Origin of the sequence: Microcoleus sp. B5-D4 (assembly GCF_036705145.1) — a bacterium.
Taxonomy (GTDB): Bacteria; Cyanobacteriota; Cyanobacteriia; order Cyanobacteriales; family Microcoleaceae; genus Microcoleus.
The window spans coordinates 31,923-57,730 of record NZ_JAUBTV010000006.1 but is presented as its reverse complement, the minus strand read 5'-3'; the positions used below and the strand labels follow the sequence as shown (position 1 = coordinate 57,730).

22 protein-coding genes are annotated in these 25,808 nt (G+C 44.2%); 12 read left to right on the top strand and 10 right to left on the bottom strand.

All coding sequences use genetic code 11. The features are described 5' to 3' along the window. Window positions 1-86: 86 nt before the first annotated feature. From QUB10_RS04610 to QUB10_RS04600, 3 genes are all read right to left on the bottom strand, one after another. Window positions 87-557, bottom strand: coding sequence for an LptA/OstA family protein (locus QUB10_RS04610; protein WP_172186331.1), 471 nt, complete (start codon window positions 555-557; stop codon window positions 87-89). Between the two features lie 316 nt (window positions 558-873). Then, window positions 874-1,281, bottom strand: a complete 408-nt coding sequence (locus tag QUB10_RS04605; protein ID WP_333199965.1) for a DUF309 domain-containing protein — start codon at window positions 1,279-1,281, stop codon at window positions 874-876. Window positions 1,282-1,428: 147 nt separating this feature from the next. Continuing rightward, the gene (locus QUB10_RS04600) at window positions 1,429-1,791 is read right to left on the bottom strand and encodes a ferredoxin thioredoxin reductase catalytic beta subunit (protein WP_333104114.1); all 363 of its coding nucleotides are present in this window, start codon (window positions 1,789-1,791) and stop codon (window positions 1,429-1,431) included. A 300-nt stretch (window positions 1,792-2,091) separates the two neighbouring features. On the opposite strand from QUB10_RS04600, the gene QUB10_RS04595 reads away from it, so the two are divergent. From QUB10_RS04595 to QUB10_RS04585, 3 genes are all read left to right on the top strand, one after another. Continuing rightward, window positions 2,092-2,328, top strand: a complete 237-nt coding sequence (locus QUB10_RS04595) for a hypothetical protein (RefSeq protein ID WP_333199963.1) — start codon at window positions 2,092-2,094, stop codon at window positions 2,326-2,328. A 107-nt stretch (window positions 2,329-2,435) separates the two neighbouring features. Next, window positions 2,436-2,993 carry a CRISPR system precrRNA processing endoribonuclease RAMP protein Cas6 gene (gene cas6, locus QUB10_RS04590; protein ID WP_333199961.1) on the top strand — a complete coding sequence of 186 codons (558 nt, stop codon included), beginning with the start codon at window positions 2,436-2,438 and terminating at the stop codon, window positions 2,991-2,993. Window positions 2,994-3,214: 221 nt separating this feature from the next. Further along, a complete protein-coding gene (locus QUB10_RS04585) occupies window positions 3,215-3,613 on the top strand; it encodes a hypothetical protein (protein ID WP_333199959.1) in 399 nt (132 codons plus the stop codon). A gap of 63 nt (window positions 3,614-3,676) precedes the next feature. Here QUB10_RS04585 and QUB10_RS04580 read toward each other — a convergent pair whose 3' ends face one another. Together QUB10_RS04580 and QUB10_RS04575 are read right to left on the bottom strand one after the other, a co-directional pair. Then, window positions 3,677-5,113: a DUF2079 domain-containing protein gene (locus QUB10_RS04580; RefSeq protein ID WP_333199957.1), complete on the bottom strand. Its 1,437-nt coding sequence runs from the start codon at window positions 5,111-5,113 to the stop codon at window positions 3,677-3,679. A 9-nt stretch (window positions 5,114-5,122) separates the two neighbouring features. Beyond that, a complete protein-coding gene (locus QUB10_RS04575) occupies window positions 5,123-6,706 on the bottom strand; it encodes a DUF2079 domain-containing protein (protein ID WP_333199955.1) in 1,584 nt (527 codons plus the stop codon). Between the two features lie 260 nt (window positions 6,707-6,966). Between QUB10_RS04575 and dxr the strand changes: the two genes are divergently transcribed. Beyond that, the gene (gene dxr, locus QUB10_RS04570) at window positions 6,967-8,157 is read left to right on the top strand and encodes a 1-deoxy-D-xylulose-5-phosphate reductoisomerase (protein ID WP_333199953.1); all 1,191 of its coding nucleotides are present in this window, start codon (window positions 6,967-6,969) and stop codon (window positions 8,155-8,157) included. A 238-nt stretch (window positions 8,158-8,395) separates the two neighbouring features. Here dxr and QUB10_RS04565 read toward each other — a convergent pair whose 3' ends face one another. Further along, window positions 8,396-8,581, bottom strand: a complete 186-nt coding sequence (locus tag QUB10_RS04565; protein ID WP_333199951.1) for a hypothetical protein — start codon at window positions 8,579-8,581, stop codon at window positions 8,396-8,398. Between the two features lie 232 nt (window positions 8,582-8,813). Between QUB10_RS04565 and QUB10_RS04560 the strand changes: the two genes are divergently transcribed. Beyond that, a complete protein-coding gene (locus QUB10_RS04560) occupies window positions 8,814-9,506 on the top strand; it encodes a Uma2 family endonuclease (RefSeq protein WP_333199949.1) in 693 nt (230 codons plus the stop codon). Here QUB10_RS04560 and QUB10_RS04555 read toward each other — a convergent pair. After that, window positions 9,503-10,015: a phosphoribosyltransferase family protein gene (locus tag QUB10_RS04555; RefSeq protein WP_333199947.1), complete on the bottom strand. Its 513-nt coding sequence runs from the start codon at window positions 10,013-10,015 to the stop codon at window positions 9,503-9,505. The two genes, QUB10_RS04560 and QUB10_RS04555, sit on opposite strands and share 4 nt — an antisense overlap. 54 nt (window positions 10,016-10,069) lie before the next feature. Here QUB10_RS04555 and QUB10_RS04550 point away from each other — a divergent pair, with 54 nt between their 5' ends. Continuing rightward, window positions 10,070-10,819 carry a pentapeptide repeat-containing protein gene (locus QUB10_RS04550; protein WP_333199945.1) on the top strand — a complete coding sequence of 250 codons (750 nt, stop codon included), beginning with the start codon at window positions 10,070-10,072 and terminating at the stop codon, window positions 10,817-10,819. A gap of 148 nt (window positions 10,820-10,967) precedes the next feature. On the opposite strand, the gene QUB10_RS04545 is transcribed toward QUB10_RS04550, so the two are convergent. Together QUB10_RS04545 and QUB10_RS04540 are read right to left on the bottom strand one after the other, a co-directional pair. Continuing rightward, window positions 10,968-11,168: a hypothetical protein gene (locus tag QUB10_RS04545; protein ID WP_333200110.1), complete on the bottom strand. Its 201-nt coding sequence runs from the start codon at window positions 11,166-11,168 to the stop codon at window positions 10,968-10,970. Between the two features lie 709 nt (window positions 11,169-11,877). After that, window positions 11,878-12,075 (bottom strand): hypothetical protein, encoded by a 198-nt coding sequence (locus QUB10_RS04540; RefSeq protein WP_006632170.1) that lies wholly within the window; start codon window positions 12,073-12,075, stop codon window positions 11,878-11,880. Window positions 12,076-13,886: 1,811 nt separating this feature from the next. Here QUB10_RS04540 and QUB10_RS04535 point away from each other — a divergent pair. Beyond that, window positions 13,887-14,072, top strand: coding sequence for a hypothetical protein (locus QUB10_RS04535; protein ID WP_333199943.1), 186 nt, complete (start codon window positions 13,887-13,889; stop codon window positions 14,070-14,072). Window positions 14,073-14,547: 475 nt separating this feature from the next. Here the strand turns inward: QUB10_RS04535 and QUB10_RS04530 are convergent, their stop codons facing one another. Further along, window positions 14,548-14,715 carry a transposase gene (locus QUB10_RS04530; protein WP_333199941.1) on the bottom strand — a complete coding sequence of 56 codons (168 nt, stop codon included), beginning with the start codon at window positions 14,713-14,715 and terminating at the stop codon, window positions 14,548-14,550. An 862-nt stretch (window positions 14,716-15,577) separates the two neighbouring features. On the opposite strand from QUB10_RS04530, the gene QUB10_RS04525 reads away from it, so the two are divergent. The 5 genes from QUB10_RS04525 (at window position 15,578) to QUB10_RS04505 (ending at window position 25,792) form a co-directional block, all read left to right on the top strand. After that, on the top strand, window positions 15,578-16,453 hold the full coding sequence (locus QUB10_RS04525; RefSeq protein ID WP_333199939.1) for a calcium-binding protein: 876 nt from the start codon (window positions 15,578-15,580) through the stop codon (window positions 16,451-16,453). A 222-nt stretch (window positions 16,454-16,675) separates the two neighbouring features. Further along, complete coding sequence (locus QUB10_RS04520) at window positions 16,676-16,834, top strand: hypothetical protein (RefSeq protein ID WP_333199937.1); 159 nt, start codon at window positions 16,676-16,678, stop codon at window positions 16,832-16,834. Further along, window positions 16,831-19,662: a tetratricopeptide repeat protein gene (locus QUB10_RS04515; protein ID WP_333199935.1), complete on the top strand. Its 2,832-nt coding sequence runs from the start codon at window positions 16,831-16,833 to the stop codon at window positions 19,660-19,662. The genes QUB10_RS04520 and QUB10_RS04515 overlap by 4 nt, the downstream gene beginning before the upstream one ends. Before the next feature lie 24 nt (window positions 19,663-19,686). Continuing rightward, the gene (locus QUB10_RS04510) at window positions 19,687-23,778 is read left to right on the top strand and encodes a tetratricopeptide repeat protein (RefSeq protein ID WP_333199933.1); all 4,092 of its coding nucleotides are present in this window, start codon (window positions 19,687-19,689) and stop codon (window positions 23,776-23,778) included. Continuing rightward, complete coding sequence (locus QUB10_RS04505; protein ID WP_333199930.1) at window positions 23,771-25,792, top strand: tetratricopeptide repeat protein; 2,022 nt, start codon at window positions 23,771-23,773, stop codon at window positions 25,790-25,792. The genes QUB10_RS04510 and QUB10_RS04505 overlap by 8 nt, the downstream gene beginning before the upstream one ends. Window positions 25,793-25,808: the final 16 nt, after the last annotated feature.

Sequence of the window (25,808 nt, the reverse complement as noted above, 5' to 3'; positions counted from 1 at the left end):
TTGTGAGTTTTATAAAGACGAAATTTCGCATCTATCCCAAGTAGTAGGTTTTGGCTGAGGCGAAATTTCGCTGCTGCGAGCCACTGTTACCGGGGGGCTGTAGTTGGACGTGGGGAGCCCACTGCATTTTGGGCTGCCGCATCTTGTTCCGGGGCAACCAGATAAACAGATTCTACCTGTCCTGGGTTGTCTGGCAGGGCAATAAACCGCCCTTCGTCGATGAGGTATGTTATGGTTTCGCCGCGCAGGCTGTTGCCCTGCTGCAATACGTAAACATCTCCGCTGAGAATGATCCGGCGCTCGCGGCTGAAGTATTGAGCTTGAGCGGCAGTTGCTTGTATTTGGCGGGCTGGATAGTTGATTTGGACGTTGCCGCGGGCTGTCACGATGCCGGTTTTGGAGTCGGCTTCTTGAATGTCCGATCGCACGCTGAGAGTGCGGGGAGGGCCGGCTTGCGGGTAAGTGGGAGAGGCGATCGCGCCTGCCAGAGTCAGGGGCAACAGCAGCGATAATCCTTTGAATATTCGCGAATTAAGTAGTTTAGCGGAGGGCATCATAGCTTACAAGCCTCAATATTTGTGAAATTGCTGAAGGGCATTATCTCCAGTTAGGTATTTTATCTTAACGGCCAGAAAGATTCCCGTGAGGTCGATCGATTGACCCGACAGTCTCAACCAATTATCCTAGCAAGACAACAGCGAATTTAATTGGCTATTTTGCTGAGTGGCTGCAACTGTCTTAACCGGGAACGGGCAAGATCCTCGTTCCACAGCAAATAAATCTGCTTGTGCAGCGGACAAGAAAGCCAGCCCTCCTCTGTGTAGAGGCAACGTCTACTGCACACCCTAATACAAACATTTATTTAACTTTTATTTAACTTTTCGGTACTTTGATAATTCGTGGCAATTGCAAGCCTGCAACTTCTGCACCTGTTAATAAAGGTAAAAAATCAGCAACTTTTTCCGGCCCAGCTTGTTGCAAAGCGCTCAAAAGTTTAGCACTTTGTCTGAGCAAGTCTTCAACGGCAATTCCGGCATAACTCGGCTGATAATAACTGAGCCGATTTATTCCTTCTCCCAGCAAGATTACTGCACCACGCCAGTTTTGATTTCCTAAGTGATAAAGCGCGACCGCAATTTGCAATATTCCCTGATAGAACCTTTTTTCCGGCTCGCCGGCTTCCATCCACAAAGCCTCTAAAGTATCGTGACAAGCGTAAAAGTCTTGACTGTTAAACTGTTCGATACCTTGCCAAAAGTCGATCGGCATTTCCTCTGTCATTCGATTGGAGATTGGGGATTTTAGATGGCGGATGTGTGTTTGAGTAGGCGGCGATCGATTTTTGTTAAATAGCTAAGTCTTAAAAATAGGAAAAATAACGACCTGTTTTCAAAACTACTGCCATTTCACGACCGCCTACTTAACCGATTACATAGTGTCTCTGACAGCTTGAATCTGATCCATTCCTATTTCCTGATTAGTTCCAGCGAAATCGTTATCTGGCGTCAGAAATAACATACAGTGACACTCTTTGCGCTCGCGCATGGGAATGCAGGGACAGTTCCAGTAGGCGGCTTTTACTTCGGCTTCTTTATCTTCGTAATGGCGACAAGGGCATAAGGGAGCGCCTAGTTCATCCTTGTGTTTTGCTAGTCCTTCTATCACGACAGCAGTGACGGAAGGTTCAGAACAAAAGAAAGTTCCGGTGCGCTTGGCGTAGGTTTCGGAGAAATTCTTCATCGCCTCCAAAGTTTTTTCGTTGGAGAGTTTAGATTTTTCTGTTGTGTTCATAGTTTAGGATCGAAGTTGAGGATGCTACGAGCTTTTGACAATTGTAGCGCAGAATGTGATTTTAAACACTTGTATATTTCTGTTTACTTACAAGGAGGAAAACCTTGACAAAGATTGAGTTTTAGGTTGTTGGTTTTTTAGTGGTTTTTGTCTATCCCGGAGGGTGCGGGAAACTTGCAGCAGGGCGGGTTTTCGGAGCTGCCAAAAGATTTGGGCGATCGATCGCCCTCAACAATCATCCCCCAAAGGGGATAAAAATCGGATAAGATAGCACAGCCCTGTCCCTGTTAGTGGCATCTGATGGCAACTTCCCCGAACCCCACCCACAGCAAAAAATCTCCTCCTTCTGGGCTGATTTGGCCGGCTGACACCGAGTTAGTCGGATTAGTGTTTGAATTGACTCCCGGCGCTGCTAGCTATCTGTACGCGCAGTATGCTATAGGTTTGCACGCTTGGTTTTTAGGTCAAGTACACCAAACTGACCCGGATTTATCGAAACTTTTGCACGATGAACAGTCAATCGATTTTAGATTTTAGATTTTAGATTTTAGATTTTAGATTTTAAAGGCGACCCCACGGATAAATGCGGGGGCAATAAGTGATTTTCGATTTTCGATTTGGGATTGATTCCACGGATAAATCACGTGGCGGGTACCACCTTTGAAATTCGCTTGTCAGAAAAAGCCTTTACTATTTCGGGATTGGAAGGTGATTTGCTCGCCGGTGGCAAAGAATTTCAGCTTTTGGGCGATCGCATTTATCGCTGGTACGTAACAGGACTTTCCAAGCCAGTAGTGCAGTGGCTGAGTCAGTGGCTGCAAAATTTGCCCGAAGAGATAGATTTGCGAAATGCTCCGCTGCTAATTCGCTCTTGGGATATTGCTTTTGAACCCACAACTTACCAGCAATTATTAACAGCAGAACTCCCATTTTCGCCAACCATCAAACTTAGTTTTGTGACTCCTACAAGCTTTCGTAGCAAAGGCCATCACTTCCCTTTGCCAGTTCCCGAAAATGTTTTTCACAGCTATTTGCGTCGCTGGAATAACTTTTCGGGGGTAAATTTTGACCAAGCAGAATTTTTGAATTGGATTGATGAAAATGCGATTATTAGTCGCCAAAAATTGGAGTCGCAAAAGGTAGCGGCGGGCAAAAAAGGCATGGTAACGGGATTCACTGGGGGTGCATTGGTGACAACTTAAGACTTAATTGCATTTGTCAATCAGTAATATTACTTAAAAAAACTGCTTTTTTAGGAGTGGAAAATTCACGATTTGAGAGAGAGTAAGTATAAATATCACCCTCGGCATGATTCCTTGATCGCCCAAATCTCAGTTTGATGCCCAAAATCCGAGTAAAAGTTGAGCATAATTGCTGATTGACAAATGCTTTCTTAGCTTAACTTGTTACCAATGCTGGGGGTGTGGAATTTGGGCTAGGGCGATCGGCTCACAATCGTCCTGATTTTGTACAATTATTTTATGCTTTGGGGCGGTTAGCGCCTTACTGTGGCACGGGCCACAAAACAACTTTTGGATTGGGACAAACGCGAGCCCAATGGTTGACAGAAGCGCTACCTGAAGTATCGATACAAAGCGTATTGGCGGCGCGAATAGATGAATTGACACAGAAGTTTATGGCGCACAGAAAGCGTAAAGGTGGAAGTCGCGCTGCTGAGATTGCGGAAACTTGGGCGACGATTTTGGCGCGCCGGGAATTGGGGGAATCTTTGTTTGATATTGCTGCTGATTTGGAAATGCCTTATGAAACTGTGAAAACTTACGTGAAGTTGGCAAGAAGGGCTGTGAAAGTGGAGGATTAGCGCGAATTTGTTGACTGTTGACTGTTGACTGTTGACTGTTGACTGCTGACTGTTGACTGCTGACTAATGACTTTTAGTGAATAGATATATGTCGTCTCGCTGATATTTTAGTTGAAATTGAGGGGTGTTTTTTAGTTTAGTTACTAAGTTATTAACAAAATCTCGATCGCTCATCCAGCCAGGATAGCGCAAATTCAGCAATACATAATCAAATTCTGCGAGATTTGCAGGCGGCGCGTTAGCCTGAGTAAATCTTACTACAGGGCGGTGCGCTAAGTGCGGAGCAATTTGAGCAGTTGTTAAAACACTGCCTTTGGTTTCAACAAGAGAAATTGCCTCTTTGGTAGCGGGCCAGGTGTCGAGCCCATTTAAATAAATAGTCCAAAAATAGCCGTATTTCGCTAAAGCTAAGAAAGCAATCAACGACCAAATTACAATGACTCTAGGCAATGGATAATTAGGAAGTGGCAATCTATCAAATATTGTCTTTCCCTTTTGCTGATTGCTAGCTGCTAAACTGGAAATTACGGCAACCAACAAAAACGGCAATATCGGCACAGAATATTGATGAACTAAATCCCGCTGAGCGGGCCTATCGGAAAGAATATTCATCGCCAACATCGGCACAGCACTAATTAAAGATGACAGATGACGCGGGGACAGCCACCAAATTACTGGTAATAGCAATAAGGCTAAATATTCAAAAGTCTCTAGAGAAAACAAACGCTCTAAAACTAGATGTGGTTTTAGTATTAAATTAATAGCAATTTCAAAAACCGAGTTTCCCAAATATTGATACCGCGCGATTCCCGCGTGTTCTCTTCCCTGATTAAAATACGGTATAACTGCCTGAGTAGCTACCAGGAACCAACCCGCGCCTAGAAATAGAGCTATGAGTCCACAATTGCGTTTTTTGTCAAAACACAACAGCCACAAACCCATCGCAGCCACAGTTAAAGATAGCACGGCTTTGCAGCTCAAAACTAATGCAATAGCAGCACAAAACCACCAGATTTTATTCAGCCTCGCGGCTAAGATTGCTGCTAGCAGTGCTGGTAAAGCAATTACTTCTGGGTGGAAGTCGAAGAGATTGACATTAAATACTAATGGATACAGGAGGTAAATACAGGCGATCGCCCAAGATATGCTATTATTTAATCCGGCTTGACGTGCCAAACTCCAACTCGGCCAAGCACCTAAAGCTAGGGAAAAAGCTTGCACTAAAAAAAGCCAGTGAACATCTGGATATATTTTGTAAAGTAAAGCTAGTGGATAGAAAATAAAAGAGGCGTGATCGCCCCAAATATTTATTGCCATTAAAGAGGAAAATGGCGTTTTATTTTGGGAGATTAAATAAATTGCTTGGTCAAAAATTGCTAAGTCGAATACAGTTGACTGAAACAAAGCGTGCCGCGCGCTGCTGGCGGCAAATAAGACTATCGTTGTCACGACAATCATTAAAAATACTGGATGAGATTTTAGGGATTTGAAAGTTAGCATTTTATTGGTTTAATCAACCCTTCGTTTAAATAGCAGGACTTCGTTTTTTTGATAAGTTAATTGAAAATCGGGAGAAGTTTTAAGTTTATTTGCTAAGGTATCACCAAGTTTTTCAGTATCAGGCCAGGGATGGCGCAGGTTTAATAATATGTATTGAAATTCAGCTAAATTTGTTTGGGGCGAAATTTGTGAAAGCAATTTTACTATTGGGCGGTGGGCAAAGTGAGGGGCAAGTCTATTATCTGTTAAAATACTGCTTTGCGGTTGAACTTGTGCGACTGCTTCGCGTGTAGCTTGCCAGGTATCCAGTCTATTTATGTACCGATAAAAATCTTTGTATTCGCCCACACACAGGAAAATTAGTAATGACCAAATTATCATGATTCTCGGCAATTGAATTCCCTGCCAAAGTTGAGAAAATCGGAATTTTTTAAATTGTGGCCGATTGACCCATGTTAAAAACTGTTGCTTATTTGCTTTATCCTCTTCCTGGTTGCCTTTTATTTCTTCCCTGTTCCTTGTTTCTTCCTTCGCGATTACTGCTAAAAATAAAAATGGAATTACAGGCAATGAATACTGATAGGCTAAGCTGCGTTGAAATGACAAGTCAGAGAGGATATTAATGAGTAGGGTAGGGATGGCAGGAATTAGCGCTGTTAGATATTGTATCCGTAGTTTGCCCGAAAATGGCAATAGCAGCCAAATCACAGGTAAGGTGAGGAGAAATAAATATTTGAATGTATCGAATGCAAGGAGTTTTCCTAATACTAACTGTGGTTTTAATATGAGATTGATGATGATTTCTAGTACGGATTTGCCTAAATAGCTGTAGCGCCAGACTCCAGCGACCTCGCTGCCGCTAAAGAAGGGGATGATTTTCTGGGAAGCTATCAAAAACCAAGCAGCACCTAGCAAAAGTGCGATCGCCCCGTACCGTTGGTTTTTTTCGCAAAAAAACAGCCAGAAGCCCATAGCAACAACGGTTAGGGACAAAACCGCCTTGCAACTGAGAACTAAAACAATAGCGGTACAAAACCACACAATTTTATTTAAACGCGCCGCCAAAATTGCTGCCAAAAGTGCGGGTAAAGCGATTACTTCCGGGTGAAAATCAAATAAATTGATGTTAAATACCACCGGATAGAGCAAATAAATCAATGCGATCGCACGGGATTGTTCTTGATTCAAACCTGCCAAACGCGCTAAACTCCAGGTAGGCCAAGCCCCCAGGGATAAAGCAACTGCTTGTACCAACAGCAGCCAATGCACATCCGGGTAAATTTTGTACAGCCAAGCTAGCGGATAATAGATTACCGCTGCGCGATCGCCCAAAATATGCCTCCCCATTAAAGAAGAAAAAGGCGTTTGGTTTTGGCTGATCAAGTAAATTGCTTGGTCAAAAATTCCCAAATCGAAAGCAGTTGATTGGAATAAAGCGTGCCGTAAACTGCTACACAAAAAGAAAATTGCTGCAGCAGTAGCGATCACCCCAACCAAACTCGACGGTAGCTGCGATCGACCTTCCTCTATATTTTCGGCGATCGAGACACTGATGTCCTCACGGTCATCAGCAAAATTTTCCCTATTCTGCATGAAATCTGGCACTAGGTGGTCAATCGATTTTAGATTTTAGATTTTAGATTTTAGATTGACCCCACGGATAAATTCGGGGGCTTGTGTATCGGATACAGGTTTTTTATTTCTGGACGGATGAATCACGTGGCGGGTATCCTGGATGCTTTCGGTCACTCAAAATATGATTCCATCGAATGTGCTTTCCACGCAATAGTTAACCACTAATTTTTATCCCCGCAATCGTAATATTAGAATAATCCACAAAACATTAAAAAATTGTGAAAGCAATAACTCTTCTCGGCTCCACAGGCTCCATCGGCACTCAGACTCTGGATATTGTAGCTCAATACCCCGATCAATTTCGGATTGTCGGGTTAACCGCCGGACGAAATGTAACCTTGCTGGCCCAGCAAATTCGCCAGTTTAGACCGGAAATTGTCGCGGTTTGCGACGAAGATAAATTACAGGAATTGAAGGATGTGATCGCAGACATCGACCCTCAACCTATTTTACTTGCTGGCGAGTCAGGCGTTGTCGAAGTTGCCCAATACGGTGACGCTCAAGCCGTCGTCACGGGCATAGTTGGCTGTGCCGGTTTGCTGCCAACTATTGCGGCTATCAAAGCAGGCAAAGATATTGCCTTAGCCAATAAAGAAACATTAATCGCAGGGGGCCCCGTTGTCAACCCCTTAATCGAAAAATACGGCGTTAAAATATTACCGGCTGACTCGGAACATTCGGCAATTTTTCAGTGCCTCCAAGGTGTTATGGTTGGCGGATTACGGCGAATTATTCTCACTGCTTCGGGGGGCTCTTTTCGAGATTTGCCGATCGACAAATTAGCAGGAGTAACAGTAGCCGATGCTTTGAAACATCCAAATTGGTCGATGGGGCAGAAAATTACGATCGATTCTGCTACTTTGATGAATAAAGGATTAGAAGTCATCGAGGCTCATTACTTATTCGGAATGGATTATGACGACATTGATATTGTCATCCATCCTCAGAGCATAATTCACTCGTTAATTGAGCTGCAAGATACCTCGGTTTTGGCGCAATTGGGCTGGCCGGATATGCGTTTGCCGCTGCTTTACGCTTTGTCTTGGCCCGAGCGAATTCATACCGATTGGGAACGGCTGGATTTGGTAAAAGCTGGGGATTTGACTTTCCGAGAACCCGACCACGAAAAGTATCCTTGTATGCAGTTGGCTTATGCGGCGGGACGTGCGGGCGGTTCGATGCCTGCGGTGCTGAATGCGGCTAACGAACAGGCAGTAGCGCTATTTTTGCAGGAGAAGATTCAGTTTTTGGATATTCCGAAGCTGATTGATAAGGCGTGCGACAAACATCAAGCCGATAACTGTGAAAGTCCTGGTTTAGACGATATTTTGGCGGCGGATAGGTGGGCGCGGCAGGAAGTTTTGGCAGATAGTATGGAATTGGGCGATCGTATTCTTTCGGTTCGCTAATTCTATCAGCAGACTTGCACTTACTCACAAGCCCGCCGGGGAATTAATTCCCCCTCTCATAGAAGACAGTCGGTTGAAATTGAGATATTGCACCATTTTCAATAAGGCTTTTATGGGCAGGCAGGATGCCCACCCCACAAGAAATTAATTCTTTGTGGAACAGACATCTTGCCTGTTCTTGAGAATGGTGCAAGATGTAAGTTGAAATTGAGATATTGCACCATTTTCAATAAGGCTTTTATGGGCGGGCAGGATGCCCACCCCACAAGAAATTAATTCTTTGTGGAACAGGCATCTTGCCTGTTCTTGAGAATGGTGCAAGATGTAAGTTGAAATTGAGATATTGCACCATTTTCAATAAGGCTTTTATGAACGGGCTCTCCGGCCCGTTCCACAAAGAATGAATTTCTTGTGGAACAGGCATCTTGCCTGTTGCTGACAATGCTACAACATCTCAGTTGAAACCGACTGCCAAACCTTAATAAATATCCAGTCCTCTTTCAGAGGACTTTAGCTATGAGACAGGGGTTTTTAACCCCGGACGGACTATGGCAAAAAGTGCAAAATATCGGCAAAACCCTATTAAAGTTTTGGGCGATCGATTCTTCAATCCCTTGATAAAATAGAGTTATGAGTCCCATCCCTACAAGCAACCGATGAAAACTGAAACCAAATCAACATTATTTGAACTGAATCAACTAATTGTCCCCCCCGGCAATAAAATAAAGTTACAAAACGTTAGCTGGGAAATGTACGAAGCTATCCTAGACGAGTTAGGGGAAGGTTACGCACTGCGAGTTACTTATTACAAAGAAACACTGGAAATTAGGATGCCACTACCCAAACATGAAAAAGCTAAATCATTGATTGGATACTTTGTCAACGTGCTGCTGGAAGAACTTAATATTGATTGTGAAGTTTTAGGTTCCACTACCTTCAAAAGCAAAGATATGCAGAGCGGCGTAGAACCTGATGATTGTTTCTATATTCAGAACCAAGCTGCTGTCAGAGGCAAGGATCGAATAGATTTAACAGTAGATCCGCCTCCCGATTTAGCGATCGAGATTGACAACTCCTCACAAACCGCTTTAAATAGCTATCAAGCTTTGAAAGTGCCGGAACTTTGGAGATATGATGGGCGAACCCTGAAAATTTATCTGCTTCAAGAGGGCAAATATACTGAGTCGGATACTAGCCAAAATTTCCCTGACTTTCCCATTATTGATGTAATTCCCAAATATGTCGATCGCGCCAACACCCAAGGCAGAAGCCCGACAATGAGAGCATTTCGAGCTTGGGCAAAAGAACAACTACAAATCAAAGACTCCGTTGAGAGCGGGTTTTACTAACTCCCAACTTTCGCCGCCAAATCAGCCGCACTCATCTTTTCGTACATTTCAAAAGGTTGGTGAATCCAAGGATTGTCAGCCAAATAATCTACATAATAATCCGGCTTTGCAACAGAACAAGCCTTGTACCAGAGTACAGCAGTCCGAATTTCCTGAATATCCTCGCCGTAGCGACTCTTCAGCCAAGCGATACCTTGCTCTAAACTAATTCCCGAATCCACCAAATCGTCAATCAGGAGAATGCGGCTGCCCAAATTATCGCCCACCATTGTCAAATCGCGGGCAAACTCGATCGCACCCCGGACATTTCCCTCGGCCCCACTGTATGACGAGGCCGCTAAAATCGCCAATGGCTTGTCGAAAATCCGCGACAGAGTATCTCCAACCCGCAGCCCTCCCCTCGCCAGACAGACAATGCGATCGAATTTCCACTGAGATTCCTCAATTTTTACAGCCAAATCCTCAATTTTTCGATGGTATTCAGACCAAGAAACGTAAAGGTCGCTCATGCCTAATATTATTGAAATATCAAAGGTATTATTAAATATTTTGGGGAAAATGACATGGATGCAGAGGAACTTCTCAGACGGTATGCAGCCGGAGAACGGGTTTTTCACAAAGTAGACCTGAGCGGTGCCAATATGTCAAGGACAAATTTGCGCGATATTGACCTGAGTCACGCTAATTTAAAAGGTGCAAATTCGATCGGTCTCACCCTGTACAGAGCTAATCTGTATCAAGCAGATATCAGTCAAGCCAACCTCTCCCAAGCCAACCTCATGTCCGCTAATTTTGGCGAATGCGAGGCGGTGGGAGCGAACTTGAGCGGAGCCATCTTGCGGAGTGTCGTCTTCAGCGGTGCCGATTTAACGGGGGCGAGTCTCAGGGGTGCAGACATGAGAGATGCAAACCTTCAGGGGGCAATTTTGATTCAAGTTTATGCAGTTAACGCTAACTTGCAAGGTGCAAACTTGACCGAAGTAAAGCTTTGCGGAATCAACCTGAGCAAAGCAAATTTAACCGATGCAAACTTAACACAAGCTGACCTCAGCCGTGCTAACCTAACTCAAGCAAATCTGAGTTGGGCTAATTTGACGGAAGCAAATCTGGAAAAAGCTGATTTGAAGGGAGCCGATTTGAGCGGAGCTAACTTGAGCTGTGCAAATCTCCATCAAGCAGATTTGAGCGGAGTTTCCCTTAAGGGAGCAAATCTCCGGGGAGCAAACTTGCATCAAGCTTCTTTGCGCGGGACAAATTTGAATGAAGCGAATCTGAGAGAGGCCATGATGCCTGACGGCACAATCTGTGACTAAATAAGCTGAGAAAATAGAAGTTAAAACCGCAGGGTGCCTGTGGCGCACCCTACATTTAGGCTAATGCCTGATTTTTTTAAGGGGATTTAATTCTGCCTTCAAGTGACAGTGCATTTAAAGAGTAGTGGCAAAAAATTTAGAACCGAGTTTAATCTACAACTTTCAGCCAGCCCCGGCGAACGGCGTGGAGCAAGCGGTTGATGGCTGTTTGATCTTCTTCGGTAAGACTGTCATTTAACAGGGCTGCCTTGAGCTGTTGTCGGTGAGTGGGAGTCAGCAGACCGGAGTGATATACCTGAAAGACTAGCTCTGCAATAGTAAATTGAGGTAACAGCGTTTGGCTTGTCATCATGTGTTTTTTTTTGAACTCACTTTTGACAGTATTAACTAATTTTTCCAAAATTTATGTGATTCAACTACGGGAGTAAATGTGATCAATTGGCTCTTGATGAGTGATTTGTGTCAGCCGGACTTGGGGATCGGATATTTCCTCGATAGCCCCGCAACTTGAAACACCAACCCCGTCCCGATTTCTCGCTTTTGGCAACTGCGAAATCTCTACTTTTGGTTAAGAAACGGTAACAAATAAATTAAGATTTATCTATTAATACATTACTACTGATTGCTAGCTAAATCGCTTGGCTTAATTCTACGTAAAACTTTTACAGTCTTTATAAACCCGCTTTTACCTACATTTACCTAGTTTCTTGGTGTGGTCTTTGTTCCGTGGATATACTTAATAACCCGCCCAAAGACAGATACAAGTTTCCGACAGGAGTGGCCATCGATCCAAAGTTTTAAGCTCTAGTTCATGCTCCCACATTCATCTGTGAAGTCAATCTAAAATCTAAAATCTAAAATCTAAAATCTAAAATCGACTGGCTGCTTCAAATCAAAAATCCCGGCTTCTTCAAGAAACCGGGTCGAGCTTTTCGATCGCAGTACAATTTTTTTTGGAGAGGGTTAATAGAGCGACCTACTCACTTCAATCTTATTGTTGGCAAAGCTTGACAGGAGAGAAAGTAGAAATACTCATCTCAACTTCTGGTGTGAGGAGACTAATCGGAAATCCTGACCCATCCGCGGCGGATGGCGTGCAGCAGGCGGTTGACTGCATCTCTGGCGTCTTCGCTGAGAGCGCTTTGGCAGAGTTCGCGCAATCCGTGGCTTTCGGTGCGAGTCAGATTGCCTGAATGAGTGACTTGATAGAACAGTTCAGCGATCGCCCGATCGGATTTTAAAGTCAGAGCTTGCATGAAATCTCGTTGAACTCGACTATTATAATATCGATCATTTGACAAAAGAGTAGGGTGATTGCAGTCGGGTAAGCTGTGTGATCGTTCTTGGCTCCGTTTGTGACCTAAGTCTGCCAGTATACGTGATTTCAATCACATAAAACCCAAGACCTCGATCGCATAAGCTATAATTGGGGTGGTAGCCTCAAGGTTTAAAAAAACCTCGAAAAGCCCTGAACGCAAGGCTTTGAGTTCCCAAGACCGCCTCGCAGCGGGAGTAAGTCCGCTCAACATCGCAGGCTGTGGACTTGGATAGCTGTGAAACTTTGGGTTTTAGACACTTGCAACTTGCAGCTCAGGGGATCAAAGTTGCGATCGGCGAACCACGCCCTGAGATACAATATTTATAAATACTTCTATCCCATCTATAGATAGGCAGGTAAAAAAATGATAATGATTAGCTACTTTTCGATTTCCTTAATCGTTTTTCTTGTTTGGTTCAAAAGTTTTTTGAATGATACTGCGACATCTAAAAAAGACGTGATATCTTGGATAGCCTTAATCATCGGCCCTCTCGTTTGGCCTGTTGTTCTGCCCCTATCCCTTTTGCAAATTACCAGCAAAAATTCTGTTGTAAAAACAGCTCAATGCGAGCAAGAATTCTAATAAATTGTGGAAGTAACTGGCTTCAACACAGTCGCTGATCTCGTCCTAAATTATTCGGCGTGCATCGCTCCTGGCAGCGAGTAAATGAGCTTGTTTCATTGTAAAAAAAATGCAGCTAGAAGGTAGAACCCTATAAAAATTCTGAATCCTAAAACAGTATTTTTTTACCGCTATCCAATTCTGCCTTCTGCTTTGTGACCGAAAGCATCCAGGATACAAGCCCGCGGATTCATTCCGAAAGCAGACTCAGGACCGGTGAAATAAAAAACCTGTATCCGATGAAACTTGCCGAACGTATTTATCTCGCGCAAGTCAATGCTTCAATTCTTTAATCTAAAATCTCAAATCTAAAATCGATTGACCCAGCCCAAAAACGGATACAAGTTTCCGACAGAAGTCGGCAGCAGCGCAAAATTTTAGGGTCTTGTTCAAGCTCTCAGATTCATCTGTGGAATAAATCTCAAATCTCCAATCGTTCAACTAAGCGAGATTGACTCAGCCCTCGCCAACGTCTCACGCCGAAGTCTCCAATCGACTGATGCCTAATTTTCTTCTGTCACACCGTGATTTAAGGGTGTGGCTCTGTTAAAATTGTTCAGTCAAAATTATCAGACTCACATTGGCCGACAGCGACAGCAACATTTTTTTACTCAAAAATTATCTGCCATCTCAACCAAGCTCAAAATTAATATGTAATGTAACATGGCCTGTTGCTTGCAAAAATATAACTTCAGACATATTTTTGCCTGCCGCTGACCAACTTAAGAATTTTTATTACTTCCGGCCACGGCGTACCATTAATCGAAGGTGGGAAAATCCTGCCACGGCGTGGAAAAAAAGCTAGGTTCTTTGCCCTTTAACCTTTTCCAGATCCCTTTCTTCCAATCGTAGCAGCTCTAAACAGGAAATTGTAGAGTTCGTATTCGCCCAAAATGCTTAACTCTTACCGCAGTTAGATAGACAATTAAAGGCAGAGACTGCAATATGAAATAGGCAACAAAAACTGTTTCAAATCTCAAGTACGACTTATTTTGGGCGATCGGGCATCAGGAGTGTATAACGCGAGCCAGGGAAATTTTTAGAGGTGCGAGATGTTTGGGAACTTCTAAAAAAAAGTGCCGTCACTGTATCCAACTTCGTTATTTGCATAAAAAGTAGGAGTCACAATGAACCAAGTATCTGAGAAACCAATTTATAGAGTTCTTAATCTATTGTCGCTGCTAGCGCTGACATACTATGCAGCTACTTCCATCAATTATATTTTCGAGAGTGACTCTCACATCTACAGGTACGACAGCCAGAGCAATTCCAACGCCTCACCAGCGCAACTAGAAGCACACCGCTCGGAATAAATAGTAGAGATTTTCTGTGAATGAATGCCGAACCAAATTTCGGGGAATTTGCTGATCGTTAATGATCGGCTAATGATCGGCTAGAAGTTAACAACAATTAGTAAAAAAAACTTTGCTAAAAACTTAATATTTTCAGTCACAGGTATTAGCGATCGAATGGGGAGCATCTTAACTTTTGCAGCCCAGCTAGAAATTGGAGTTGGGAGGCGGGAGGCAGGAGACAGGAGGCAGGAGGCAGGAGGAAATAGGAAGAAAGAAGGAGCCAGAAGAAGTGTTTTTACAAAGATGAGATGCTCACCATCGAATGTACCACAGAAATTAACTGTTTAATGGGTTCTCAAAAGAGACCAGAGTGATGAAAGGATGGCCAAGCATTTTCATCAGTAAAAGCATTAATAGCTTTAGTAATCGCTTCATCAAGAACATTTGAAGGTGGATCTCCTTCAGAAAGGAAAATCGCTGGGATTTTTGCCCACTACAACTCGATGGGAGATAAATCCGGCGAGTATGGAGGTAAGAATTTTACCTTGGCTCCGATAGATACCATCAAAAAATTGACGGCTTCAGCATTATAAACAGATAAATTATTCATAACTACAATTGCGCCAACCCATAACTGGGGCAGGATTCGCCAGCAGCCCAAAATTTTATATCCTAGTTCCAGTTCCCAGATTCATCTCTGGACTCAATCTAAAATCTAAAATCTAGTGACAGTACCGTCACAAATCTATCGGCCCACCGTTCATCCCAACTTCACAAAACAAGCGCTGCATTGTCTGATTGTGCGGATGGATGCGGCTCATGGTTGAAATGACGGATAGGGGTTGAAAAACTGGGTTTTTAGCCAAAATCCTACATTGAGCGTGAGGGATTTGGCTGGAAACATCAAGGTGATGAGGCTCAAAAGTCCGTCAGGGACTGTGTTGGGAAGCACTTTTGATTAAATACGGCCTCCAGCGTGCGCGGGCTTGCTTTAAAAGCCAGCTAAAAAATTTTGATTTCTGGGGAACTATTGGGGAAAATCAAAAGTCAGGTCAACAACAGTGTACTTAAAAGAAATCGCAGCTCAGTTCCAGCCCCATTGCGGGCGATCAAACTCTCCGGCGATGACAGTACCCGCGGGCCCGGTGCAACTTCTCAATCTTGAGAGCATACTCCCATTAAAAATGGTCTCTGTGTATGTTCCGGCTATTGTTTTAATAATGACTAGCCATATCGACGGTCATTATGGTAAACTCGCAAACGTTTAAGTGGAATATTTTCGTGTTAGAGGAGGCAGTGGTGGAGTCGAGAGTCAAAAGCAGGAAACAACCGAGATTTGCTGCTCAACGAATACAGGATTCAACTCGCGCTCCGAGGCTCGCTGCTGACAATTTAAATTACATGACAGCTTATAGCAGCCGGGTCAATTAGGGTCTCAACCGATGTCCGGTTTCATTTATTGAATCCCTTTGGAGGGAAAAGTGTATTGTAGAAAAATGATTGATCTTTTAGGAGGAGTGTAAATGACACAGGTAACAAATCCAACAACAACAACAGCAAGTTCACTACCAGGAGGTGTCGGTGGCGGTGGCTTTACCGTTATCGGCATCCAAGGCGAAAACAGGTTGAACGGCAGCCCCGGCAGCGATATCATCCAGACTTTTGCGGGCGCTGATGTCCTCGCCGGTAACGCTGGCAACGAGCTGATTGTATCGGGCGGCGGGAATGACAGTATCGGCGGCGGCGACGGCAACGATACCATCCTTTCAGGCAGCGGCAGCGATGTGGTCGCTGGCGGCACGGGCGATGACTTCATCTTTGGCGGTAAAGGGGATGACCTCGTAGACGGCGGCGATGGCAATGACTTGATTTCTGGCGACAGAGGCAACGACACCGTACTCGGTGGAGGTGGCAGCGATACAGTCTTTGGCGGCCAAGGCAGGGATGTTGTCGGCGGCGGCGACGGCAACGACAGCCTGTTCGGCGGTAAAGAAAACGATACTGTCAATGGTGGCGGTGGCAATGACTTTATCTCTGGCGACAGAGGAGATGATGTCCTGACCGGCGGTGCTGGCAGCGATACGTTCTACTTCGCGAGTGCTGGTGGTGCCGATTTCGGCGTAGACACGATCACTGACTTTACGCCAGGCGAAGATAAGATCCGCTTGAAGACGACCGGCGGCGGTGTGTTCTCTGCTTTGGGCAGCACGTTCGAGGCAAGCGAGTTTGTCGTCGTTTCTGGTTTCGACAGAAACACCCCAGGAGCAACCACGACGAACAAGTTGGTCTACGACCCATCAAACGGTGCGTTGTACTTCAACGGCAGCAACGGAGTGCTAACTATTGCTCAGTTGCAGCCTGGCCTGACGATTACCTCGAACAACTTCGAGGTGTTCTAAAACAACTGGCAGTTGTGGGACGGCACCGGATAAGATTCGGGGCTGTTCTCACAAAGCCGATAGTTTTAAAGGATTTCAACCTCACTCTGCCACAAGCGGGGTGAGGTTGAAATATTCAAGGCAGGAACTACAGCAATCCTAAATGACTCGTAAAATTTTTACCCCACCCCAACCCTCCCCTTATCAAGGGGAGGGAGTAAGAAATTCACAAATGATTTAGGATTGCTATACAGCAGGGGCAGTAAAAAAAATCGATCGACAGTTATTGATAAAATTAATCGATCGCCCGATCGGGCAAAATATAAATACAAAGTTTTTAAATTAGAATTTCTAGGTTTTACTGAAGCGGTAAAGAAACCGCAACTGCACCGCGAGCAATGAACACTCAAGAATATATCAGGCAAGCCCAAGTTTATTTGAACAGGGGTAAGTTAACTGAGGCGATCGAGTTTTGCTTCATGGCGATCGAACTTCAACCGTTTTCGCCCACGGCTTACACGACTTTAGGCGAAATTCTCGACGCTCAAGGCGATCCGACGGCGGCAAGAGACGCTTTTGTGCAAGCTTTGGAGATTTCGCCCCAGTTTTTTCTGGCTCATGCTTATTTGGGTCAACTTTACAGCGACTATGCGTGGCTGGATGAGGCGGTTTTTCACTACCGACAAGCTCTGGATTTGAAACCAGATTGGGCAGAAGTTAATTATAACTTGGGAAATGTTTTTCACAAGCAGGGTAATTTGTTGGGGGCGATCGACTGTTACCGAAAGGCGATCGCCCAAAAACCGGATTATCTCGATGCTTTATACAATCTGGCTGTGGTTTTAGATGAAAATAGTCAGTTCGAGGAGGCAATGGATACCTACCGACAGGTGATTGCCCTGGCGCCGGATTACGTGAAAGCTTATAGCAATCTGGGTGTGATTTTGCTAAAGGACGATCGCGCGGCTGAGGCGATCGAAGTTTACCAGCGGGCGATCGAGATTAAGCCGGATTGGGCGACGCTGTACAATAATTTGGGTCAAGCCTTGCTGGACAAAAGTCCCGATCGGGCGATCGCATCTTACCTCACAGCTATTGAGTTGGAGCCGGACATGGTTTTGGCTCACTACAATCTGGGGAAAGCGTGGCAATTACAGGGGGAACATTCGGCGGCGCTTGCTTGTTTCGATCGCGCGATCGAGATTAATTCCGACTATATTTCGGGCTATACAGACGCCGGGTTTTCTTTGATGGTTTTGGGCAAAATTGCTGAAGCCATGCCTTATTTTGAGCGGGCAATAGCTCTGAAGCCTGATTTTGTTGAGGCTTACTGCCGCTTAGGAGACAGGCGCAGAGCTGCGGCGGTAGAAGATGATGAATTGTCAAGGGCGATCGCTGCGTGCGATCGATTTCTCACAGCATTGATGGGAAGTTCGGCAACGGATTTTGTAGCGGATGTAACGGATGTCACGGATGTCACGGATGTCACGGATTTAACAGATTTAAAAGTAAATAAAAAAGATGGTGTGGCTAGATATTTGTCAAGTGCAGTTTGCGAATTACCTGTTGCTGAAATTTGCGATTATTTAGCAGAAATATACCTGCATTTGGGAAATGCTTTAACAGAGTACGGCGGACACGAATCTGCCGCGGCTTATTATCAAAAAGCTTTGCAAATTCAGCCACAAAATGCAGAGATTTACTGGCGGGTGGGAAATTCCTTAGCCCAGCAAAAGCGGTTCAGTGCAGCAATTGCAGTTTACCGCATGGCTTTGACGATTCAACCTGCTTTACCGCAGGTTTATTTTGAGTTGGCAAAACTGCTGGAAAAACAGGGGCGCTGGGAACGGGCGATCGATTATTATCAAAAAGTTTTAGAGTTGCAATTGCACGGGTATGGGGAGCAGAAAAAGTGGAAAAAACAGAGCTTTATCTGGCCTGATAGCACTTCTATAAAACCTCCTCACGCTATTTATTTATCGAGCTGGGATTGGCTGGTTAATGCTAAGTTGGAGGCTGACAATTATGTGGAAATATTTTGGAAACCTGCACCAGAAGCAAGTGCAGAAAATATTCCGAATTCCCAATTTGCGAGATCCAATTCCAAATTGGCAAATTCCGATTGTGCCGGGTTAACTTGCGGGCTGTGTTTGCAGCGACTTTCTAAGTGGTTCGATCCGGTGCATTTGGGTTGGGGAGTTTGCCGTTTGTCCAACTCGCAACCGCTACCTGTGGAGTCGCCCAAGACTTTTGTGGCTGCAATTCCCAACGGGCGAGTTTGGATTGTGCCGCAGGAAAATTATTGGATGGTTTGCAAGGCGATCGCTGTAATTACTCCTGACAATTATTTGTTGGCTGATGTGTCGAGAGATTATCCGGGGTTTTTGCCGGGATGCGAAAAGCATGATGTTAGAAAACACAGCGTTTTTCAGTTAGAATCCTTTCCAGCTTTAAAGCAAATTGACGGCAGCGTGGCGGTGCTTTCTGGTTTGTCGGGAAATGTCTATTTTCACTGGATGGTTGATGTTTTGCCGAGGATAGAATTGCTGCGGCTCAGCGGTAGGGATTTGGCGGAGATTGATTGGTTTTTGGTCAATAGTTGTCAGCACCAATTTCAGCGGGAAAGTCTGAGAATTCTGGGCATTCCCGAAGAGAAAGTCTTGGAGAGTGATCGCTTGCCTCACATTCAAGCAACAGAATTAATTGTACCGTCTTTTGCGGGATATTTGGGCTGGCCTTCTGGGTGGGCGATGGATTTTTTGAGGCGGGAGTTTCTCAAGGGAATTCTACCTAGTTCGAGCTATCCCAAACGCATTTACATCAGCCGCAGCAAAGCAAGATACCGACGAGTTTTGAACGAGGAAGATGTGGTTGAGGTTTTGGAGAAATTTGGCTTTGTTTGTATTTTGCCGGAGTCGATGTCTTTGGCAGAGCAAATTGCTCATTTTTACCACGCTGAGGTAATAGTTGCTGCCCACGGCAGCGGCTTGACAAATACGATTTTTTGTGGCAAGGGAACTAAAGTAATTGAGTTGGTGTCGCCTCACTATATCAGCCATTATTACTGGGGAATCAGTCAATATTTGCAGTTGGAACATTACTTTTTAGCGGGCGAGGCTTTTGAATGCTATCCTATTAGACAGTTGATGTATCAGAATTCGCTGACTGAGGATATTTTAGTGAACTTGAGTTCGCTGAAAAGGATGGTTGAGGTGGTGGGTTTGAGTTAGTTGGTGTCTGGAGCAAGTTTAATTATGCCCTCGATTGAGAAGATGGAAAAGGCAGCGGTTGATTTGAGTCGGCAAGCAGAAGTTTATTTAGCCGAAGGAAAGTTGAATGAGGCAGTTGCTGCTTGCGAGTCAGCGTTGAAAATTGAACCGAATTTGGCAGCAGCGTGTCAGACGCTGGGAAAGGTGATGCAGGTTCGAGGTGAAATCGAGCAAGCTAAGCAGTGGTATGAAAGGGCGATCGATCGCAATCCAAATTTGCCGGAAGTTTATGCTAATCTCGGCATTTTGTATTCTCAAGAAAAACAGTGGGAAAAGGCGATCGCCACTTGTGAAAAAGCGATTTCTTTAGTACCGAATTTTGCTGCTGTTTACCGCCAGTTGGCGAGAATTTGGACGCAGTTAGAGAAGCGAGAAGAGGCGGCAGACTGTTGGTATCAAGCTTTTAATATTGAGCCGAATTGGGCAACGGCTGAGGAGTACGTGACTCTGGGAAATAGTTTGGTGGAATTGGGAAAGTGCGATCGCGCTATGGAGTGTTATTCGCGCGCAATTAAGTTAAACCCGCAACTGGCAACAGCTTATCACAATTTGGGGGAAATGCTGGTTGGCCAGAAGCGGTGGGATGAGGCGATCGCCAATTACCGACAAGCCATTGCCATCAATCCAAATTCGTTTGAATCTTACCACAGTTTGGGTAAAACTTGGGCGGAGCGAGGAGAATTAGATCGGGCGATCGCCTGTTACCGCAAAAGCCTCGAACTCAATCCCAACTACGCTCGTGCTTACGTGGGTTTAGGTAATGTTTTCGCGCAAAAACGCGACTTTGATGCAGCCATTAAATGTTACCGTCAGGCTCTGGAAATTAATGATAATTCCTACTGGACATACAATTGCTTAGGAGACGCTTTGGCTCAAAAACAACTGTGGCCCGAAGCTATTAGTTGCTACCGCAAAGCTATTGAAATAAATCCAAATATCCCTTGGTTTTATGTCAATTTGGGAATTGCCTTCACCTGCGAACAATCCTGGGATGAAGCTGTTAGCGCTTACCTGCACGCGGTTCAGATTGAGCCGAATTTGACGGGGATCAATCAGAGGTTGGGATATGTTTTGCGGAAGCGAAGCGAATCGGACTTAGACAGCACAATCCAAACTTATTGTCAAGGTATCGAGGTACTTGCAAGCGGGAAAATTTACCACAAATTGCTGGGAATTGAGTTAGATGGAGCAGAGTTTTATATAAATTTAGGCAATAGTTTAGCGAAACAGAAGCAGCTTGAAGGTGCGATCGTATTTTATAGCATGGCACTGCAAATTGAACCCAATGCTGCGGAAGTTGTCGCCCAACTCAATGATGTTCGGGCGAAACAACAGGAGTTATACGCACAAATTGCCACTTACCGTCGCCAAATAGAAATCGCTCCGAGCAATGCTCAGCCTTACAACGATTTAGGAAATATTTTACCGCAATTAGGGGAATTAGAAGAAGCAATTATTTGCCACCAAAAAGCGGCAGAATTGAGGAGTTGGCCTGAGTGTGCGGCGAAAAATTATCAATTTACCCAAGATTGGTTTACCCACAATATTCCTATTTGGAAATTGCATTTGCAGGAATTTACCGGAATTGCGGATTTTCAAGTGGTGGAAATCGGCAGTTTTCAGGGAATGTCGGCTTGCTGGCTGCTGGATAATATTTTAACTCATCCCACGACAAAGATTACTTGTATTGATTTGTATTTTCAACAACAGTTTAAGGGCAATATTGTTAAAACGGGAGCAGCAGATCGGGTAATTGAATTAGAAGGTTACTCTCAAGATTTGTTAGTGAATTTGAATTCGGAATATTACGATGTTGCTTACATTGACGGCTGTCACAAACCCACAAGTGCTCTGCAAGATGCGATTTTATCTTGGAGGTTGGTGAAAGTTGGGGGATTGATGATTTTTGACGATTACGAGTTTACCTTTCCCGACAGCCCGGAGCAAGATACTAAAATTGGGATAGATGTTTTTTTGGAGATGTTTGGAAGTCAGTTAGAAGTAGTACACAAAGGCTATCAACTGATTGTTAAAAAACTCGGCAATCAAAGTTTGGGCGCCGAGCAAACTCTGTTGTCTCTGGGTTGGGAAAAGTTGGGGGATATTGCGGCGAATTCCGGTTATTTGGATGAGGCGATCGCCCGCTATCAAACAGCTATTAAAATTAAGTCGGGCAACTACTTAACTTACCACAATTTGGGTAAAGCTCTGCAAGAGAAAGAACTGTTTGACGAAGCTCGGGCAGCTTACCAACGGGCGATCGCACTCAACCCTAATTTTAGTTGGTCTTACCACTTTTTGGGGGAAACTTTGCAGGCGATGGAGGAACACGAGGAAGCCACTGTTGCTTACCGCAAAGCTATTGAGTTAAATCCCGATTTTTGTTGGACTTACAACAATTTAGGCGATGTGCTGATGGAGCTTTCTGAGTGGGAGGAAGCTGCTGTTGCTTACCGCAAGTTAGTTGAACTGAATCCCGATTTTTGTTGGTCTTACGACAGATTAGGTAAGGCTTTGATTGCATTGGAAAACTGGGAAGAAGCGGCGGCGGCTTACCGCAAAGCTATTGAATTAAATCCCGATGATTGTTGGTTGTACAATAGTTTGGGAGAAGTTCTGGAATTACAAGAAAATTGGCCCGAAGCAGCAGCGGCTTTTGGTGGTGCTATTGAGCTAGAATCCGATCATAGTTGGCTGTACAAAAAGTTAGGCGATGCACTGCGGAAGCAAGGGGAATTGGAAAGGGCGATCGCCATTTATGAAAAAGGTATCAATCTCGATCCAAAATCCTGCTGGTGTTACGAAGGATTGGGTTTGAGTTTAATGGCTAAACAGCAGTGGGAACCTGCAATCACTAATTTAGTTCAAGCCCTGCAAATTAAACCCGATTTGTTTGAAGTTTACGATAACATAGGTTATGCTCTGGAACAACAAGGAGAAGTCAATGAGAGCGATCGGGCAAAATGCAGCAATCAAATCTTACCCTTAAGTATTCTCAAAAAATACTGTGGGTTTACAGAAGATTTGACCGTTGCAGCAGAATCCAATCCGCACCTCACCTGCATTGACATCCATCCTGCGAGTCAAATCAATTTATCTGATTCCAAAACAATCGACAGCAGCCGCAGATTTTGGGAACATCAAAGTCATTCCAGAAAAGCTTTTGTTGCCGTATTGCCAAACGGACGAGCTTGGGCAGATGTTGTGACTACCGCCGTCATTACTTCAGACAATAAACTTGTTACTGATATTTCAATGGGTTGTGCTGAATTGGTAATCACTTCCGACAAATTGCCTCCCGCTGAACACGTCGATGGAAATGTGGCTTTTTTATCTGCTCGCTGGGGTGGAGCCGCTTATTTTCATTGGATGTTTGATGTGATGACGCGATTTGACCTTTTGCAGCGGAGCGGATTGATAGAAACTATAGATAAGTTTGTTGTCAATGCTTCTGATTCCCCCTATCAAGCCGAAACTTTAGAGACTTTAGGAATTCCTCAAGATAAACTTTTAGAAAGTCGCTGCAATTTACACATTACAGCCGATAAATTAATAGTTCCGTCAATATTTTATGACGGAGCGGGAGCGGTTTCTAAATGGAAGTGTGAATATCTTAAACAGAGATTTTTAAATGAAAAACAGCCACTAAACACAGACTATTCAGAGCGAATTTATATCACCCGCCAACAAGCATCCTATCGGCGAATCGTCAATGATGAAGAGGTAATTAAATACTTAGAAAAATTTGGGTTTCGCAGTGTTAAGTTGGAAACGATGTCGGTAGCAGAACAAGCATCGTGTTTGGCTGCTGCTAAAGTAGTTGTCGCACCCCACGGAGGGGGGTTGACAAATCTAGTTTTTTGCAGTCCGGGAACTAAGGTAATTGAAATTTTTTCTCCTCTTTACGTGCCGCATTGTTATTGGATGATTAGCAATTTGTGCGGTTTGGAACATTACTATTTACTTTGCGATTTGGTAGATGACCAAACTCAGAAATATCCGGGACATAAAGATATACGGGTGGATTTGAACTCGCTGGAGAAGTTAATAAATCTTGCAGGAGTTTTTCATGGATAATGAGTTCCACAATTTGGGGAGTTCCCTGCAAGAAAGCGGTAGGTTTGATGAGGCTGTTGCTGCGTATAAAAAAGCTATTGAATTAAATCCTAATTTTTCTTGGTCTTATCACAGTTTGGGCGATGTTTTGCTGAAACTTGAAAAATGGGAGGAAGCTGTCGCTGCTTACAAAAAAGCTGTTGAGTTAAATCCAGATTTTTCCTGGTCTTATCACAATTTGGGCGATGCTTTGCTGAAAATTCGGCGATGGGAAGAAGCTGCTGCTGCTTACCGCTGCGAGATTGCACTCAACTCGGATTTTGCTTGGTCTTTTTGCAATTTAGGCGACGCTTTAACTAAACTAAAACAGTGGGATGAAGCTATCGTCGCGTATTTAAAAGCTGTTGAAATTGACGGAGATTTACCTGGGATTTACGAGAAGTTGGGATATGCTCTCGGACAAACTGAGTCGGATTTAAAGTTGGTTTTAGAACAATATCAATTGCAAATTCCACCGGAAAATTGGGAGTTTTATTTGCAGTTAGGAGAGAATTTAGCCAAGTACGATCGCCCAAAAAGCGCAATTATTATTTACCAAGCTCTCTTGACATCAATGCCGACTTGTGGTAATGTATCAGCGAAATTAGAGGAGTTGTTGCAGCAGCAAGAAAAGTGCAATAGCGCATTAGCCTCATCTCGCGGAACTGTCGCCCAAAAACCAGATGATTGCTGGTCTTATTACAATTTAGGTGCTGTTCTGAGCCAGCAAAAATATTGGGAGGAAGCTGCGGTGGCATTTTTCCAAGCAATAGAAATAAATCCCGATATTCCTTGGTGGTTTTATTACAATTTGTGGGAAGTTTTTGTTAGGCAAAACAAGCTGGATGAAGTTGAGAAATTGTGTCGCGAAGTTGTTGCAGCTAAACCGGAGGCTTTTTGGCCTTATCTGAATTTGGGGGAAGTTTTGACGAGGCAAGGTAAAATTGCCGAGGCGATTGATTTTTATCGAACTGTCAGTTTTAAACAAAGTTTGGCATCTCTTATCAGTAAGAGAACAGGCAAGATGCCTGTTCCACAAGCAGATACAGGCAAGATGCCTGTTCCACAAGCAGATACAGGCAAGATGCCTGTTCCACAATCAGATACAGGCATCTTGCCTGTTCCACAAGCAGATACAGGCAAGATGCCTGTTCCACAATCAGATACAGGCAAGATGCCTGTCCCACAATCAGATACAGGCAAGATGCCTGTTCCACAATCAGATACAGGCAAGATGCCTGTTCCACAAAATTGGAACTTAAAACCAGTCCAAGTTCCTAACTTTATAATTATTGGTTCTCAGCGGTGCGGCACGACTTCTCTGTATACTTATTTAGCTCAACACCCGCAAATTTTGACTCCGATTAAAAAGGAGATGGATTTTTTTTCGTGGCACTTTGACAGAGGGATTGATTGGTATTTGGCTCATTTTCCGCCAATGCCTTCGGGAGAGGAATTTGTAACTGGCGAAGCAAGTCCAAGCTATTTTGACTATCGGGAAGCACCGGAACGTCTCTACACCGCGTTTCCAGAGGCTAAACTGATTGTACTTTTGCGAAATCCGGTCGATCGGGCGATTTCTCAATTCTACCGCTTGACTGACTTAAATTGGGAAGCGCGATCGCTCGATCGAGTAATTAGCGATGAAATTGAACGGTTGAGTCAAAATCCAGAATACATCATCGGCGAGGAACCGGGGAATTATTTAGCTCGCGGTAGGTACATAGAATTTATTAAAAACTGGCGGACTTTCTTTCCCCAAGAACAGTTGTTAATTTTGAAAAGCGAAGATTTTTATGCAGGTGCGGCGGCTATAGTCCAGCAGGTTTTAGAATTTTTAGATTTGCCGGAATATCAATTGTCTGAGTACCAAAATGCTAATCCTGGTTCTTATCAGAGGGTAAATGAATCGGTTCGCGACAGATTGAGCGATTATTTCCGACCTTACAATCAGGAATTAGAGGAATATTTGGGGAGGCAGTTTGATTGGGAATAAAGTTGAGCTAAGATTA